Source organism: Stenotrophomonas sp. CFBP8994, from assembly GCF_034044835.1.
Taxonomy (GTDB): domain Bacteria; phylum Pseudomonadota; class Gammaproteobacteria; order Xanthomonadales; family Xanthomonadaceae; genus Stenotrophomonas; species Stenotrophomonas rhizophila_A.
The window spans coordinates 408899-424112 of record NZ_JAXCWT010000003.1; the positions used below are offsets into that span (position 1 = coordinate 408899).

13 protein-coding genes are annotated in these 15214 nt (G+C 65.8%); 9 read left to right on the forward strand and 4 right to left on the reverse strand.

What is annotated here, in order from left to right:
* Positions 1-58 precede the first annotated feature (58 nt).
* The 6 genes from SOM39_RS10320 to SOM39_RS10345 all read left to right on the forward strand — a co-directional run bounded on the left by SOM39_RS10320 (position 59) and on the right by SOM39_RS10345 (position 7229).
* Entirely contained in the window at positions 59-1636 is a 1578-nt protein-coding gene (locus SOM39_RS10320) for a family 43 glycosylhydrolase (RefSeq protein WP_320458477.1), read from the forward strand.
* A gap of 41 nt (positions 1637-1677) precedes the next feature.
* Positions 1678-2736 carry a LacI family DNA-binding transcriptional regulator gene (locus SOM39_RS10325; RefSeq protein ID WP_093535383.1) on the forward strand — a complete coding sequence of 353 codons (1059 nt, stop codon included), beginning with the start codon at positions 1678-1680 and terminating at the stop codon, positions 2734-2736.
* A gap of 219 nt (positions 2737-2955) precedes the next feature.
* Positions 2956-3804 (forward strand): 5-dehydro-4-deoxy-D-glucuronate isomerase, encoded by an 849-nt coding sequence (kduI, locus tag SOM39_RS10330; protein WP_184126326.1) that lies wholly within the window; start codon positions 2956-2958, stop codon positions 3802-3804.
* A 33-nt stretch (positions 3805-3837) separates the two neighbouring features.
* A complete protein-coding gene (gene kduD / locus SOM39_RS10335) occupies positions 3838-4593 on the forward strand; it encodes a 2-dehydro-3-deoxy-D-gluconate 5-dehydrogenase KduD (RefSeq protein WP_320458270.1) in 756 nt (251 codons plus the stop codon).
* A 157-nt stretch (positions 4594-4750) separates the two neighbouring features.
* The gene (locus tag SOM39_RS10340; RefSeq protein WP_320458271.1) at positions 4751-5857 is read left to right on the forward strand and encodes a GDSL-type esterase/lipase family protein; all 1107 of its coding nucleotides are present in this window, start codon (positions 4751-4753) and stop codon (positions 5855-5857) included.
* Positions 5858-6026: 169 nt separating this feature from the next.
* Positions 6027-7229, forward strand: a complete 1203-nt coding sequence (locus SOM39_RS10345) for a Fic family protein (protein WP_320458272.1) — start codon at positions 6027-6029, stop codon at positions 7227-7229.
* Positions 7230-7258: 29 nt separating this feature from the next.
* Here the strand turns inward: SOM39_RS10345 and phhA are convergent, their stop codons facing one another.
* A complete protein-coding gene (gene phhA / locus SOM39_RS10350) occupies positions 7259-8155 on the reverse strand; it encodes a phenylalanine 4-monooxygenase (RefSeq protein WP_068848113.1) in 897 nt (298 codons plus the stop codon).
* A gap of 128 nt (positions 8156-8283) precedes the next feature.
* On the opposite strand from phhA, the gene SOM39_RS10355 reads away from it, so the two are divergent.
* The gene (locus tag SOM39_RS10355; protein WP_068848115.1) at positions 8284-8766 is read left to right on the forward strand and encodes an Lrp/AsnC family transcriptional regulator; all 483 of its coding nucleotides are present in this window, start codon (positions 8284-8286) and stop codon (positions 8764-8766) included.
* A gap of 129 nt (positions 8767-8895) precedes the next feature.
* On the opposite strand, the gene SOM39_RS10360 is transcribed toward SOM39_RS10355, so the two are convergent.
* Together SOM39_RS10360 and SOM39_RS10365 are read right to left on the reverse strand one after the other, a co-directional pair.
* Complete coding sequence (locus SOM39_RS10360) at positions 8896-9897, reverse strand: patatin-like phospholipase family protein (RefSeq protein WP_320458478.1); 1002 nt, start codon at positions 9895-9897, stop codon at positions 8896-8898.
* 74 nt (positions 9898-9971) lie between these two features.
* Positions 9972-10388: a hypothetical protein gene (locus tag SOM39_RS10365; RefSeq protein WP_320458273.1), complete on the reverse strand. Its 417-nt coding sequence runs from the start codon at positions 10386-10388 to the stop codon at positions 9972-9974.
* 243 nt (positions 10389-10631) lie between these two features.
* Between SOM39_RS10365 and SOM39_RS10370 the strand changes: the two genes are divergently transcribed.
* Complete coding sequence (locus tag SOM39_RS10370; RefSeq protein WP_320458274.1) at positions 10632-12899, forward strand: TonB-dependent receptor; 2268 nt, start codon at positions 10632-10634, stop codon at positions 12897-12899.
* A 366-nt stretch (positions 12900-13265) separates the two neighbouring features.
* Here the strand turns inward: SOM39_RS10370 and SOM39_RS10375 are convergent, their stop codons facing one another.
* Positions 13266-14111, reverse strand: coding sequence for a phosphatase PAP2 family protein (locus SOM39_RS10375; protein ID WP_320458275.1), 846 nt, complete (start codon positions 14109-14111; stop codon positions 13266-13268).
* Between the two features lie 219 nt (positions 14112-14330).
* On the opposite strand from SOM39_RS10375, the gene SOM39_RS10380 reads away from it, so the two are divergent.
* Entirely contained in the window at positions 14331-15212 is an 882-nt protein-coding gene (locus tag SOM39_RS10380; protein ID WP_320458276.1) for a hypothetical protein, read from the forward strand.
* Positions 15213-15214 lie beyond the last annotated feature (2 nt).

Below are 15214 nucleotides of genomic sequence, written 5' to 3' on the forward strand. Positions count from 1 at the left end.
CGTGGACCCGCCCCGAACGGGCGGGTCCTGCACCGAACCAGGGAGACACCCCATGCGTATGAAGACCCTGCTGGCCGGGCTGGCCACCGCCGGCCTGCTGCTCGCCGGCGCCCTGCATGCCGCCGATGTGCCGGCCACGTCGTGGAAGCGTGGCATCGAGAACCAGCGCCAGGCCGACCTGGGCAACGGCACTTTCCTCAACCCGGTGTTCGCCGGCGACCGCCCCGATCCGTCGGTGCTCAAGGATGGCGACGACTACTACCTCACCCTGTCTTCCTTCGACGCCTACCCGGGCCTGCCGATCTGGCATTCGCGCGACCTGGTGAACTGGCAGCCGCTGGGCCACGCGATCACGAAGAATGTCGGCGCGATCTGGGCACCGGACATCGTCAAGCACGACGGCCGCTACTTCATCTATTTCCCGGCACGCACCGGCGAAACCCGCAGCAACTTCGTGGTGTGGTCGGACAACATACGCGGGCCGTGGAGCGAGCCGATCGACATCGGCCTGGGCGGCTACATCGACCCGGGCCACGCGGTGGGCGAAGACGGCAAGCGCTACCTGTTCCTCAGCGGCGGCGCCTACGTGCAGCTGGCCGACGATGGCCTGAGCGTGGTGGGCAAGCCGAAACACGTCTACGACGGCTGGAAGTACCCGGAAAGCTGGGACGTGGAGGCCTACGCGCAGGAAGGTCCGAAGATCAATTTCCACAACGGCTGGTACTACATGACCACCGCCGTGGGCGGTACCGCCGGCCCGCCGACCGGGCACATGGTGATCACCGCGCGCTCGCGCTCGATCCACGGGCCGTGGGTGAACGCGCCGAACAACCCGATCACCCGCACGAAGTCCGCCAGTGAGCCGTGGTGGTCGCGTGGCCATGCCACCGTGGTGGAAGGCACCGACGGGCGCTGGTGGATGATCTACCACGGCTACGAGAACGGCTACTGGACCCTGGGCCGCCAGGCACTGCTGGAGCCGATCGAGTGGACCGACGATGGCTGGTTCGTGGCCAAGGGCGGCGACCTCGGCCAGCCGCTTGCCAAGCCCTCGGGCGAGTCGGTGGGCCAGCACGGCATGGCGCTGTCGGACGACTTCAGCGGCAAGACCCTGGGCGCGCAGTGGTCGTTCTTCAACCCGGCCCAGGACGAGTACAAACGCCTCGGCTTCAGCGCCAACGGCCTGACCCTGCAGGGCAAGGGCGACACCCCGAAGGACAGCTCGCCGCTGACCGCCATCGCCGGCGACCAGGCTTACCAGTTCGAGGTCGAAATGGACATCGCGCCCGGCGCGGTGGGCGGTGCCCTGCTCTTCTACAGCGACCGGCTGTACGTGGGCGTAGGCAGCAACGGCGAGAAGTTCATCATGCACCGCTACGGCGAGGAGCGCCCCACCCGGCTGGCCCCCAGTGCCAAAGGCGGCAAGCTGTGGCTGCGGGTGACCAACAACCGCCACATCGTGACCATCCATTCCAGCACCGACGGCAAAACCTGGCAGAAGTACCCGGTTCAGATGGAAGTCTCCGGCTACCATCACAATGTGGCCGGGAAGTTCCTCGCCCTGAAGCCGGCCCTGTACGCTGCCGGCGACGGCAAGGTGACCTTCCGCCAGTTCCGCTACCGCGCCCTTGATTGAGGGCGCCGGTAGACTCCTTCGACCTCTCATGGTTTGAACACATGTCACTGCGCAGCAAGACCGACCCGTCACCGCACGGGTTGACCAAGGGCAAGGCCGCCACGATCAATGACATCGCGCGGCTGTCGGGTGTATCCAAGAAAACGGTTTCGCGGATCATCAACAACTCGCCACTGGTGCGCAAGGACACCCGTGAGAAGGTGGAAACGCTGATGCGCGAGGTGGGCTACACGCCCGATCCGCTGGCGCGCGGGCTGGCCTTCCGCCGCTCGTTCCTGATCGGCATGGTCTACGACAACCCCACCGCGCAGTACATCGTGGACATGCAGTACGGCGCGCTGGACGCGCTGCGTGGGTCCAGCTTCGAACTGGTGGTGCACCCGTGCGATTCGCGCAGCCCCGGCTACATCGAAGGCGTGCGCCGCTTCGTGCAGCAGCAGAAGCTGCACGGCGTCATCCTGGTGCCGCGTGCCTCGGAAGACCAGGCGCTGGTGGACATGCTCGATGAGATCGGCTGCCGCTTCACCCGCATCGCCGCGCTGCCGCTGGATGACACCTCGCAGATGGTGGTGACCCATGACCGCGACGGCGCCGCCGAAGCGGCCGATTACCTGCTGTCGCTGGGCCACCGCGACATCGCGCTGGTCACCGGCCCCAGCGCCTACCGGTCGGCGCACGAGCGCACCGCCGGCTTCATCGATGCCCTCGCCCAGCGCGGTATCGAGCTGCCGCCCGGGCGCATCGTGGAAGCCGGCTATACCTTCGAATCCGGTGTGGCCGCCGCCGAAAAGCTGCTGCTGGGCAAGCAGCGCCCCACCGCGATCTTCACCGGTAACGATGAAATGGCGGCCGGTATCTACAAGGTGGCGCTGCGCGCGGGCATCAACATTCCGCGCCAGCTGTCCATCATCGGCTACGACGACAGCCCGCTGGCCTCGCGCCTGTGGCCGTCGCTGACCTCGGTGCGCCGCCACACCCGCGACACCGGCCGCACCGCCGCCGCGATGCTGGTCCAGCCCGACGGCCAGGCCGCGCTGCAGATCGCCAGCGTGCGCCCGCACCTGATCGTGCGCGATTCGTGCCAACCGCCGGAGGACTGACGGGACGGTGAGGGTCACGACCAACGGTCGTGACCTACCGGCAAGGCAGCCCATCCGGCCGAACGCCCCACGAGATGATTCCACGCGGTAGGTCACGACCGTTGGTCGTGACTTCCCACCGATCCCGCAATGCAAAATGACACCGGTTTCCTCCTTGGCTAGAATGGGGGAAATCGCGCCGGGGCCGCCCCGTCGGCCCACCCCTGCTCTGGAGACGCCATGTACTGCAAGACCCACTACGCCACCCATCCCGACGCCATCAAGGGCGCCAGCAACGACGACCTGCGCGAGCTGTACCTGCTCGACGGCCTGTTCAATGCCGACGCGGTGACCCTGAAGTACACCCACTACGAGCGCTTCGTGCTCGGCGGTGCCGCCCCGGTGAAGGGCCCGGTGTCGCTGCCGAAGCAGACCGAACCGGCCTCCGCCGCCGGCCACGCGTTCCTGGAGCGCCGCGAGCTGGGCATCATCAACGTCGGCGCCGGAAGCGGCACCGTCACCGTCGACGGCACCGTGTTCACGCTGGGCCCGAAGGACGGCCTGTACGTGGCCATGGGCAGCGAAGAGGTGGTATTCGCCTCCGACGACGCGGCCAACCCCGCGCAGTTCTACCTGGCCTCGACCCCGGCGCATGCGCGCTTCGAGACCAAGCAGCTGTCCATCAAGGATGCGGTTGCGCTGGAGCGCGGCGCGCTGGAAACCAGCAACGAGCGCACCATCTACCAGTACATCGTGCCGGCCACCTGCCAGTCCTCGCAGCTGCTGCTGGGCCTGACCGTGCTGAAGCCGGGCAGCGTCTGGAACACCATGCCGCCGCACCTGCATGACCGCCGCAGCGAGGTCTATTTCTACTTCGACCTGGGCCAGAACGACCGTGTCTACCACTTCATGGGCGAGCCGGACGCGCAGCGCCACATCGTGATCCAGAACAACGAAGCGGTGGTGTCCCCGCCGTGGTCGATCCACATGGGTGCCGGCACCAGCAACTACGCCTTCATCTGGGCGATGGGCGGCGAAAACCTGGATTACACCGACATGCACGTGCTGGACATCTGCCAGCTCAAGTAACCCACACCGCATTGGATAAGGACCGTAACTGCAATGGCTAATCCGTTCAGTCTGGAAGGCAAGGTCGCCCTCGTTACCGGTGGCAACACCGGCCTGGGGCAGGGCATCGCCGTGGCGCTGGCCCAGGCCGGCGCCGATGTGGCCGTGGCCGGCATCGCGCCGCCCACCGACACCATCGCAAAGATCACCGCGCTCGGCCGCCGCTGCCTGGCGGTGGAAGCAAACCTGATCAGCATCGAGCCGGTGGAGCGGGTGATCCGCGAAACCATCGAAGGGTTGGGTGGCCTGGATATCCTGGTCAACAACGCCGGCCTGATCCGTCGCGCCGATGCGGTGGACTTCAGCGAGCAGGACTGGGACGACGTGATGAACGTCAACATCAAGTCCGCGTTCTTCATCTCGCAGGCCGCCGGCCGTCATTTCATCGCGCAGGGCCGCGGCAAGATCATCAACATCGCCTCGATGCTGTCCTTCCAGGGCGGAATCCGGGTGCCGTCGTACACCGCCAGCAAGAGCGGCATCGCCGGCATCACCCGCCTGTTGGCCAATGAGTGGGCCAACAAGGGCATCAACGTCAACGCGATCGCCCCGGGCTACATGGCCACCGACAACACCGCCGCGCTGCGCGCCGACCAGGACCGCAACAAGTCCATCCTCGACCGCATTCCGGCCGGACGTTGGGGTACCCCGGAAGATCTCGCAGGTACGGCGGTGTTCCTGGCGTCGAGCGCGTCAGACTACGTCAACGGTTCGATAATTCCCGTTGACGGTGGTTGGCTGGCTCGGTGATGCATGGGTATCGACCAACGGTCGATACCTACCGGGATCAGATCGTCGGCCGCGAACCCGCGGCGCAAGACCGGTAGGTACCGACCGTTGGTCGGTACCCCCGCCAAACGTCCTGACGGTAGCGCCGGCCGTTGGCCGGCCCTCCTGGAGCCCGAACATGCACCGCTTCCTGCTCCCGATGCTTTTGTTGTTCGCGGCGGTCACCACACACGGGGCGCCGCACCGTGTTTTCATTGCCGGCGATTCCACCGCTGCCGACTACGGCCCCGAGCGCGCGCCGCTGATGGGCTGGGGCCAGGCCCTGCCGAGTTATCTGGACCCCGCGGTCTGGCAGGTCCGCAACCACGCCAAGGCGGGCCGCAGCGCGCGCAGTTTCATCGAGGAAAAACGTCTTGACGCGATCGCGGCCGAGATCCAGCCCGGCGATGTGCTGCTGATCCAGTTCGGCCACAACGACGCAAAATTCGAAGACCCCACCCGTTACGACGACCCGGACACCGCCTACCCGCAGTACCTGATGCGCTACGTGCAGCTGGCCCGCGACAAGCGCGCCACGCCGGTGTTGATCACTCCGGTGGCGCGGTTGCTGTACGACTTCGGTTCGCTGCTGGACACGCACGGGCTGTACACCCAGGCGATGAAACAACTGGCCGCGCGCGAACAGGTGGCGCTGATCGACCTCAACGCCAGCTCCACCCGCTGGATCCGCGCGCTGGGCGAGCAGGGCGCCAAGCCATACTTCATGTTCGTACCCGAACAGAACAAGGCCGACGGCACCCATTTCAGCACCGCCGGTGCCACGGCCGTGGCCTGCCTGGTGCTGCGTGACTGGGTGGCGTTGCAGCCAACGCTGAAGCCGGCGTTGAAGCGCGACATCGATTGCGATGTCAGCCAGGCCGCAGGGCAGGGCGCTGACCCGGCCAAGCCGTCGAAGGTTGTCCATGAGCGCGATATCGCCATTACCCAGCCCGGTCCGCATGGCGGTGCCGGCCCGACCACGGCGTATCCGTTCTTCGCCGACGACAAGGACCTGCCGTTCGTGCTGCGCAAGCGCGTGCTGCACAAGGGCGCCGGCATCGGCCTGCACCCGCAGCACAAGGACGAGATCTATTACATCGTCAGCGGGCAGGGCAGCTACGTACTGGATGGCAAACAGTACGACGTGGCAGCCGGCGACGCGCTGCTTACCCGGGTGGGCAGCCTGCACGCGCTGCAGCAGCGGGGTGAGCAGGATCTGGTGGTGCTGCTGGCGTACCCGCGGTGAAGGCGCAGCCGGGCAGGGCGCGGCTCTACAGACGCTAACCTTCAAAAGCGCCTGGAGCTTTTGAAGGTTAAACGACTAAACTTCAAAAGTATCCAATGCTTTTGAAGGATGGCGCGTTAAACTTCAAAAGACTAAAGTGCATTTGAAGTTTAGGCCTTCGGAGGATTCCGTGCGACGGGAAGACATAGCGGTGCCGCTCCGCCAATACCTGGTGCCGGTGGAAGGCCGCCCGAATCTGGTGGCCATGACCGCTCCGCCCACGCCGCGCAGGCTGCCCCCAGGCCAGTCAGGCAACCGACAGTTGTTCGCCGACGCCAACGCAGGCCTGGCCCGGCTGGAACAAGCCATGCGGCAGTGGCCGACCCCTGATCTGGTCACCCGCACCCTGGCCCGACGCGAAGCCGTGCAGAGTTCCCAGATCGAAGGGACACAGACCGATCTGGACCAGTTGCTGGTGTACGAAGCCACCCTTGGCCTCGACGGCCTGCCCGCCGACGTCGTTGTCACCGAGCGCTACGTGCAGGCGCTGCAGGACGGATTGGAAGCGGTCAGAGTGCGGGGTAGATCCGCCATCGACCTTGCACTCGTCAACCACTTGCACTCGGTTCTTATGCAGGACACGCCGGAGGACTTCCCGAAGGGCCGCTACAGGCAGGAACAGGCGGTCATCGGACCGTTGGGAGGACGCCCTGAAGACGCGCGCTTCGTTCCTTCGCCGCCGGATCGGATCGGCGAGGCGATGCAGGAACTGGAACGTCAGATGCTGCAGTACCAGGCGGCGGAAGACGAACAGTTCGAACTGAACATCCTTGCGCAGCTCGCCATCGCGCACGCCCAGTTCGAAACCATCCATCCGTACAAGGATGGCAATGGACGCACCGGTCGGCTGCTGATGCCGCTGATACTGGCGGCAGAAGGGTATCCACCGCTGTACCTGTCCGGCGCATTGCTCCGAAGCAAGGACACCTACTACGACGCGCTCAGCCAGGTGCAGATCAAAGGCAACTGGGTACCGTGGATGGACATGGTCTCCCGGGCCGTGGTGGAGTCAGCGAACGATGCGATCGCCATCGCCGAGGACATGCAGCGCCTCGTGGCGGAGTGGTCGGTGAAGGTCAGCCGCTATCGCGGCGACTCTGTCGCGCGTCGACTTCCGGCGCTGCTGGTGGGCCATCCGGTGGTCACGGCATCACAGGTTGCTTCGTTGCTGGAGGTATCTGACCGGTCAGCGCTTACCGGGATCTATGCGCTCGAGGAAGCCGGAATCCTGTCGAAGGGCAATGAGAAGAAGTGGGGCAGGACTTACCACGCCCACGCCGTCGTCAAGCGACTCAACCAGCTACCGGTGCGCGTGGCCCAGCGACCGCGGTGAACGCAGCCGGGCAGCGCCCGGCGCTACGATCACACGTCGCCGCCTTCCGCCCAGCCCTCGCCGGTGCCCTTCTGGAACACGCGGTCGCCGTCCTGCACATCACCGGCCGGCAGGTGCTCCTGCGTTTCCAGCGCGGCGTAGATCGGGGTGAAGTCCGGCGCAGTCGCTTCCATCAGCTGCTCGTAGCTGTCGATGACGAAGTAGGTCTTCTGGAACGTGTCGATGCGGTAGCGGGTGCGCATGATGCGCTCCAGGTCGAACCCGATCCGGTTCGGCGCAGCCGATTCCAGCGAGTACAGCGATTCGCCCTTGGACGAGACGATGCCCGCGCCGTAAATGCGCAGCCCTTCGGGCGTGTTGATCAGGCCGAACTCCACCGTGTACCAGTACAGGCGGGTGAGGTGCTGCAGTGCTTCGGGGCCGATCGCGTGCGCCTTGACGCCGCCGCGGCCGTAGGCGGCCATGTAATCGGCGAACACCGGGTTCATCAGCAACGGCACGTGCCCGAACAGGTCGTGGAACATGTCCGGTTCGGCGATGTAGTCGATCTGGTCCGGGCGGCGGATCCACCAGGTGACCGGGAAGCGGCGGTTGGCCAGGTGGTCGAAGAAATCCAGTTCCGGCAGCAGGCCTTCCACGCCAACCAGGGTCCAGCCGGTGGCGGCGCCCAGCACTTCGTTGAGCTGGTCGAAGCGCGGAATCATGTGCGCGTTCATGCCCATCTCGTCCTGCGCCTGCAGGAACTCCTTGCTGGCCCGGCCCACCAGCAGCTCACGCTGGCGCTGGTACAGGGTGCTCCAGGTGGCGTGGTCGTCGGCGGTGTAGCTTTCCCACGGCTGTTCCACCACGGCGGTGGTGTACACCGGCACGTAGCCCTTGTCGGTCTGCTGGTGTTCGACGCGGCGGGGGGCAGTGGCGGTTTCCATCGAGGTGGGCTCCTGGGAAGTGACCCCCTTGATGCTAGGGCAGGGCGCGCGCAAGAGGATTGCAAAGTTGCGCGGATCTGGCGACCTGGCGCAATATCGTTGCGTCCAATCAATGTTGCGGAGCAGCAATGTCCGGAGATGCCCAGTTCGACCGCACGGATCTGCGTCTTCTGGCGGAGATCCAACAACATGGCCGCGCCACCAACGCCGAACTGGCGGCGCGGGTGAACCTGTCCCCGTCGGCCTGCCTGCGGCGGGTGCAACGGCTGGAAAGCGAAGGGGTGATCGCCGGCTACGGCGCGCGACTGGAACCGCGCCGGATCGGGCTGGGACTACAGGCCTTCGTGCGCGTGCAGCTGGAAAAGCACGACCAGCACGCCATCGGCGTGTTCGCTGACAGCGTGGTGGACTGGGATGAAGTGGTGGCCTGCCATGCGCTGACCGGCGACATGGATTACCTGCTGCACATCTACGTGCGCGACCTGGAGCACTTTTCCAGCTTCCTGCTGGACAAGCTGCTCAATGCAGCGGGCGTGGCCGATGTGAACTCCAGTTTCGTGCTGCGCACGGTGAAGGATTTCAGGGCGTTGCCGTTGTCGCAGCTGGAATGACGCAATTCGTCATCCAGCGGTAGAGCCGACTGTTAGTCGGCTGCCCTTTGCGCAGACTCCGCCGCCCGTGCGGAGAGCAGCCGACTAACAGTCGGCTCTACCGCGGGCGGCGACCAGAGATGACGCGGTTTACCCCTCGCACTTTTCCTTGCGGCCCATCAGCTTGCCCACGCGCGAGGGTTCGTCGCACTTCGGCTTGGGCGGGGGCGGCGCCGCTGCCGCCGCGCGTGCCTTCTGCAACTGCTGGATCTTGGCGCGGATCTGCGGCATTGCCGTCATCGCGGCCTTTTCGCCCTCCAGGATCGCGTAACCGCGCTGGCTGAAATCGGCCGCACCGATGTCCAGCACCTTCGGGCGGATGATGATGTCGGCGCGCGCCAGTTCCTGTTCGCCCAGGCGCTGGCCCATGATCGAGATGGACTGGTTGACGATGCCCAGCATCCCGGTCGGCGATTTGCCGCTGGCCTTGCTGGAGATATCCACCGCGATGACGAAGTCCGCGCCCAGTTGGCGCGCGGCATCCACCGGCACCGGGCTGACCACGCCGCCGTCGACGAACAGGTTGCTGCCGATCTTCACCGGTTCGAACACACCCGGGATGCTGCTCGATGCACGCACCGCCTGGCCGACGTTGCCACGCACGAACACCGCGCGATCGCCCGTATCCAGGTTGGTAGCCACGGCCGCGAAGGGCTTCTTCAGCTTTTCGGCCGGCTTGTTGTTCACCTGCGCGTTGACGTAATCCTGCAGCTTCTGGCCCTGCACCAGGCCGCCGGAGAACAGGCGCACGTCGCGGATGCTGGCCTCATCCAGGGCCACGGCCTTGGACTGCATCTGGAACGCGTCCATGCCGCTGGCATACAGCGCGCCAACCACGCTGCCGGCGCTGGTGCCGGACACCACGACCGGCTCGAAGCCATTGGCTTCCAGCATCTTGATCACGCCGATGTGCGCGAAGCCCTTGGCCGCACCGCCGCCGAGTGCGATGCCGATCTTCACCGGCTTGGCCGGTGCGGCAGGCACCGCCACCGGGGTAACCGGGGTGGGGCGGGCGTTTTCGCCGCCGCAGCCAGCCAGCAGGCCGAGCAGGGCAACGGACAGCGTGAGACGGGTGCGGCGGAAGGCGGTCATGGCGTCGGCGGAAAGTGAATGGGCAATAGCATAGCGGTAGCGCCGGCCCATGGCCGGCAGTGTGCATTGCGTGGTCATGCAGGGTTGCCCGTCGGCCGCCGCGCCTGGCGGAGGTGCCAGACACACAGGTAGAGCGCCAGAAGAACGCCGGGCAGGACAAACAGCGCCGCAACGAAATGGGTTCCCAGCAGTATCGGTAGTGTCACCGCAGTGCCTCCCAACGGCCACGCCCAGTGCACCGGTCGGTCCTGGATCCACGCGAGGCTCATCCAGGCCAGGGCGAGCCAGGACAACGTGCTGAGCAGGATGAGCAGCATCACCCCCAGTTCCGGCAGGTCCAAGGGAGCCAGCCATTCGCCCGAAAACAGACCCACCAGCGCGACCGACCCAAAGACCACCACGTGGTAAAGCAAGCCCGGGAGACAGAGAACCCAGGCCATCACCGTCATCCAGACCCGCCACCCGCTTACGGACACGGCGTCGTCGTCCATGGGCCTCCCTCTGGTGTCCTCTGACAGCATTGCATCATCCGCGTGGCGTCAGCAGTCTTTGGCTGAAGACGTTCATCCTGCCATATCGGGCGAGATCCATGAAGCGATGCCCGGGGCCATGCCTTCACATCTGGGGGCGCGGATCTTGGTAATGAAAGATCCGTATTTGCGACGCTGTTGTTGTACTGCAACAATTGTCTGGTAGCGCCGGTCCACCACCCTTCCCAACACAGCCTAATCGCCATGTTCCCGAACCGCACTGCCCACGGCCGTACTCCGTCCGTGCATCCCCTCGTCGTCGCGCTTGCCGCCCTGCTGCCATTGACGGCCGCAGCCCAGGACGCCCCCGCCACCAAGGATCCGGTAGCACTCGACACCCTGCAGGTCACGGCCCAGCGCCGCGTCGAAAACGCCAAGGACGTGCCGGTTTCGATCTCGGCCATCCAGGGTGAAAAGCTCGACGTGCTCGGTTCGGCCGGCGACGACATCCGCTTCCTGTCGGCCCGCGTGCCGAGCCTGAACATTGAATCGTCCTATGGTCGTGCCTTCCCGCGCTTCTACATCCGCGGCCTGGGCAACACCGATTTCGATCTCAATGCCTCGCAGCCGGTGTCGCTGGTGTATGACGATGTGGTGCAGGAAAGCCCGCTGCTGAAGGGCTTCCCGCTGTTCGACCTGGCCGGCGTGGAAGTACTGCGCGGCCCGCAGGGCACGCTGTTCGGGCGCAACACGCCGGCCGGCGTCGTGAAGTTCGATTCGGCGCGCCCGTCGCAGGACGCCGATGGTTACGTCAAAGTTTCCTACGGCACCTATGACACCTGGAACACCCAGGCTGCCTACGGTGGCCCGCTGACCGACCGCTGGTCCGCGCGCGTGTCGGCGCTGTACCAGCGCCGCGACAACTACGTGGACAACACCCGCCCGAACGCACCGGCCGAAGGCTTTGAAGGCTACGACGAAGCCGCCGGCCGCGTGCAGTTCCTGTACGAAGGCGACGAGTTCGAAGCGCTGTTCAACCTGCACAAGCGCAAGCTCAACGGCACCGCGCGCCTGTTCCGCGCCAACATCATCCAGCCGGGCAGCAACGCGCTGGTGGAAAACTTCGACCGCGACAAGGTCTCCAACGACGGCGAGAACTTCTCGGAACTGGAAACCTGGGGCGGCAGCGCGCGCCTGCAGTGGAACCTGGGCAGCGTGACGCTGCACTCGATCACCGGCTATGAAACCGCCGAATCGCTCAATCATGGCGACATCGACGGCGGCTACGGCGCCAGCTTCCTCGGCGCCGGCAACTACGGCCCGGGCTTCATTCCGTTCCCGTCCGAATCGGCCGACGGCCTGCCGCACCACCGCCAGTGGACCCAGGAATTCCGCGTGGAATCCAACGAGTGGGGCCGCTTCGACTGGCAGGCGGGCGTGTTCTACTTCGATGAAGACGTCACCATCGACAGCTTCAACTACGATTCGCTGACCCCGGGCAACCCGCAGACCGGCCATGCCGTGCAGAGCCAGCGCAACAAGGCGTGGGCAGCGTTCGCGTCCGGCGATTTCGACGTGACCGACAAGTTCAAGCTGCGCGGCGGCGTGCGCTACACGCAGGACAAGAAGGACTTCACCGCCAGCGTGCTCCAGGCGGTGCCGGGTGGCACGCCGGTGAGCGGTCCGTACATCGCCAACACCGATGTCGACGATGTCAGCTGGGACCTGAGCGGTGTGTACCAGGTCACCGACAACTTCAACGCATATGCACGCGTGGCCAAGGGTTTCCGCGCGCCGTCCATCCAGGGCCGCCTGGCCTTTGGTGGCGTGTCGCAGGCCGATTCGGAGAAGGTGATTTCGTATGAGATCGGCGTCAAGGCCGACCTGTTCGACCGCCGCGCGCGCCTGGGCTTCAACATCTTCCGCTACAACGTCGATGGCCAGCAGTTGATCGCGGTGGGCGGCAGCAACAACACCGCCACCCTGCTCAATGCCGACAAGACCATCGGCCAGGGCGCGGAGCTGGACTTCGAAGCCTACCTGACCGACCACGTGCTGCTGACCCTGGGCAGCAGCTACAACGACACCGAGATCAAGGACCGCGACCTGGCGGTAGCGATCTGCGGTGGCGGCTGCACCATCACCGACCCGACCACCGTGATCAATGGTGGCACCTACGCGCTGGTCAACGGCAACCCGTTGCCGCAGGCGCCGAAGTGGATCCACAACCTGACGCTGCGCGCCGGCTTCCCGATCAACGATGCCAGCGAGCTTTACGTCTACACCGACTGGGCCTACCGCAGCCCGGTGAACTTCTTCCTGTACGAGTCGCCGGAATTCCGCAGCCGCTCGTCGCTGGAAGGCGGCCTGCGCCTGGGCTACAACTGGGATTACGGCCAGTACGACGTGGCCGTGTTTGGTCGCAACCTGACCAACCAGACCCGCGTGGTGGGTGCGATCGACTTCAACAACCTGACCGGCTTCCTCAACGAGCCGCGTACGTTTGGCGTGGAGTTCACGGCGAAGTTCTGATCGGGGTGCGCAGCATGTAGACGAAAACGGCGCGGAGCAATCCGCGCCGTTTTTTTTGTCGATCACAAACCGGTAACGCCGACGTTAACGCCGACGGTGGCGCCGACGGTAGTGCCGACTGTTAGTCGGCAGCTCTCCCTTCCGAGGTCATGAACGCCGGACGGGTGGCTTCGGCCGGGCGTAAACGTCGGTGCCGCTTCCACAATGGCAGTCATTCGACTTCGGATGCTTGCGCCGCGCTGCGCGCGGTCGCCGACTAACAGTCGGCGCTACGAATTGCTGGCGAACGTCCGCGGATCTGGATACGTCGCGAATTGCTGGCGAACGCGATCAGATCCGGATGCGTCACCATCGGGCGACCCAACGTCACAGCGCGCTGGCGGGTCGGACCTTCAGTATCGTTTCCTCGGCCGCGCAATCGCGGCTCACGGTTGCGCCTGCCTTTCGAGCTGCTGCGATTTCCTTTCGGGCGGCCAGCAGGTCGCGGTTGAAGTCGGCGTTGTCGTGCAGCCTTGCCACCGCCGCCGCGCCCATGAAGCGCCCTTCGAGAATGTCGCTCTGCCAGTGCACGTTGCACACCAGGCGGCTTTCGCCGTAGTTGCGGCCGCGGGCCTGGATGGCGTCGGCGCGCTCGGGGACGATTTCCGACAGGATCAGCGCCCACGCCCAGCCGATCGAGGTGTGGCCGGACGGGTAGGAGCCATTCTTGCGCAGGCCTTCTTCATCCTCCGGCGTGCAGGTCGGTTCGCCATTGACCATGAACGGGCGCGCGCGCTGGTAGTGGTGCTTGGCGGCGCGGGTGGCGGCGCTGGCATCGATGCGGCTGCGCTCGAGCAGGCGGTACAGCGCGGGGGTCTTCTGTGCATCCACGTCCAGCCCGATCGCGCAGGCGAACTGGTTCGCCCCTTCCGGGAAGCCCAGTTCGGCATCGCGGTGGGCCTGGGCGAAACGCGGGCTGTCGCGCAGGGCGCGCGCTTCGCGGCTGACCTGCTCGTCCAGCGCGAACCCGGCCGAGCCGGCCGCCGGCGGGGCCGGCACCAGCGCCAGGCTGTCCGGTACCGCGTCGGCCGCCAGGTAACCCACCGCCTTGGTCACCACCGAGGCCTCCACCGGCGTGGCCGGCGCGGCCACCGTGGTACAGCCGGCCAGGGCCGCAATCAGGGCGGTGGCCAGAAGGGGGCGCAGGAACGGGGCGGAAGCGGCAGCGTGCATCGGCAGGTCTCAAAAGCGTGAAGCCCGCATGATCGCAGCTTCCCAGGCCCCTGCCAGCGGCCACTGGTCATGCCGCCAGACCCGGCATGGCGCAGTGAAGGGCCGCGTTGGGAGTCGTTTCAAATGATAGGAATCCTCTACTGGTTCACGGAAACCGATTCGCAGGCGGAATAGCTTCTGTCGGCAATCAGGGGGATCACCGGAAAAGGGAGTCACAGGATGCAAAGCACTGCAGTGGGGAAGGGCGCGGGCCTGGCCCTGGGAATGATGCTGGCCTGCGCCAGCGCGCACGCCGCCGACGTGGTGGGCGTGGCGTTCGTGCACGGCACCGGCAAGCAGACCGATGCGCGCGCCGATTACTGGCAGCCGGGCATCATCGACACGGTACGCCAGGGCCTGCCCAACAGCGCCAACTACACCGTGGTCAACTGCGATTTCGAGCAGTACATGTGGAAGCCTGAAGCGGCCGGTTGCCTGGCCGGGCAGCTCACCACCTTCATCAACACCCGTGGCATCACCAAGCTGGTGGTGATCACCCATTCCAACGGCGGCAACGTGGTGCGCTGGATCCTGTCCAACCCCACCTACGACAGCCGCTATCCGAAGCTTATCCAGACCATCAGCAAGGTCACTGCGCTGGCGCCCTCGTCGGCCGGCACGCCGCTGGCCGACGCGGTGCTCAACGGCAACGCCTTCGAAGCGTCGGTCGGCTGGCTGCTGGGTTACCAGAACGATGCGGTGCGCATGCAGCAGGTGGGCTGGATGGCCACCTACAACGCGCAGAACCTGTACGGCACTTCCGGTCGCCCGGCGCTGCCCAAGCCGTTCCGCGCGGTGGTGGGTTCGGATGTGGAATCGGCGGTGTGGGACAGCAACAGCTACTGCGGTGGCTATGCGCAGAACGTGGGGCTGGAGCTCACCCAGAACTGGCTCGACAGCTGTTCCGATGGCTTCCTGGAATGCAGCAGCCAGAAGGCGGCCGGCAGCGTGCTGTTCACCGACAAGGCGCGTACCAACGGCGCCGAACCGCTCAGCCACAACCAGAGCCGGCGCGAATGCTTCGGCCTGGGCGCGATCCTGCGCAACGACCTGACCCTCTGAGG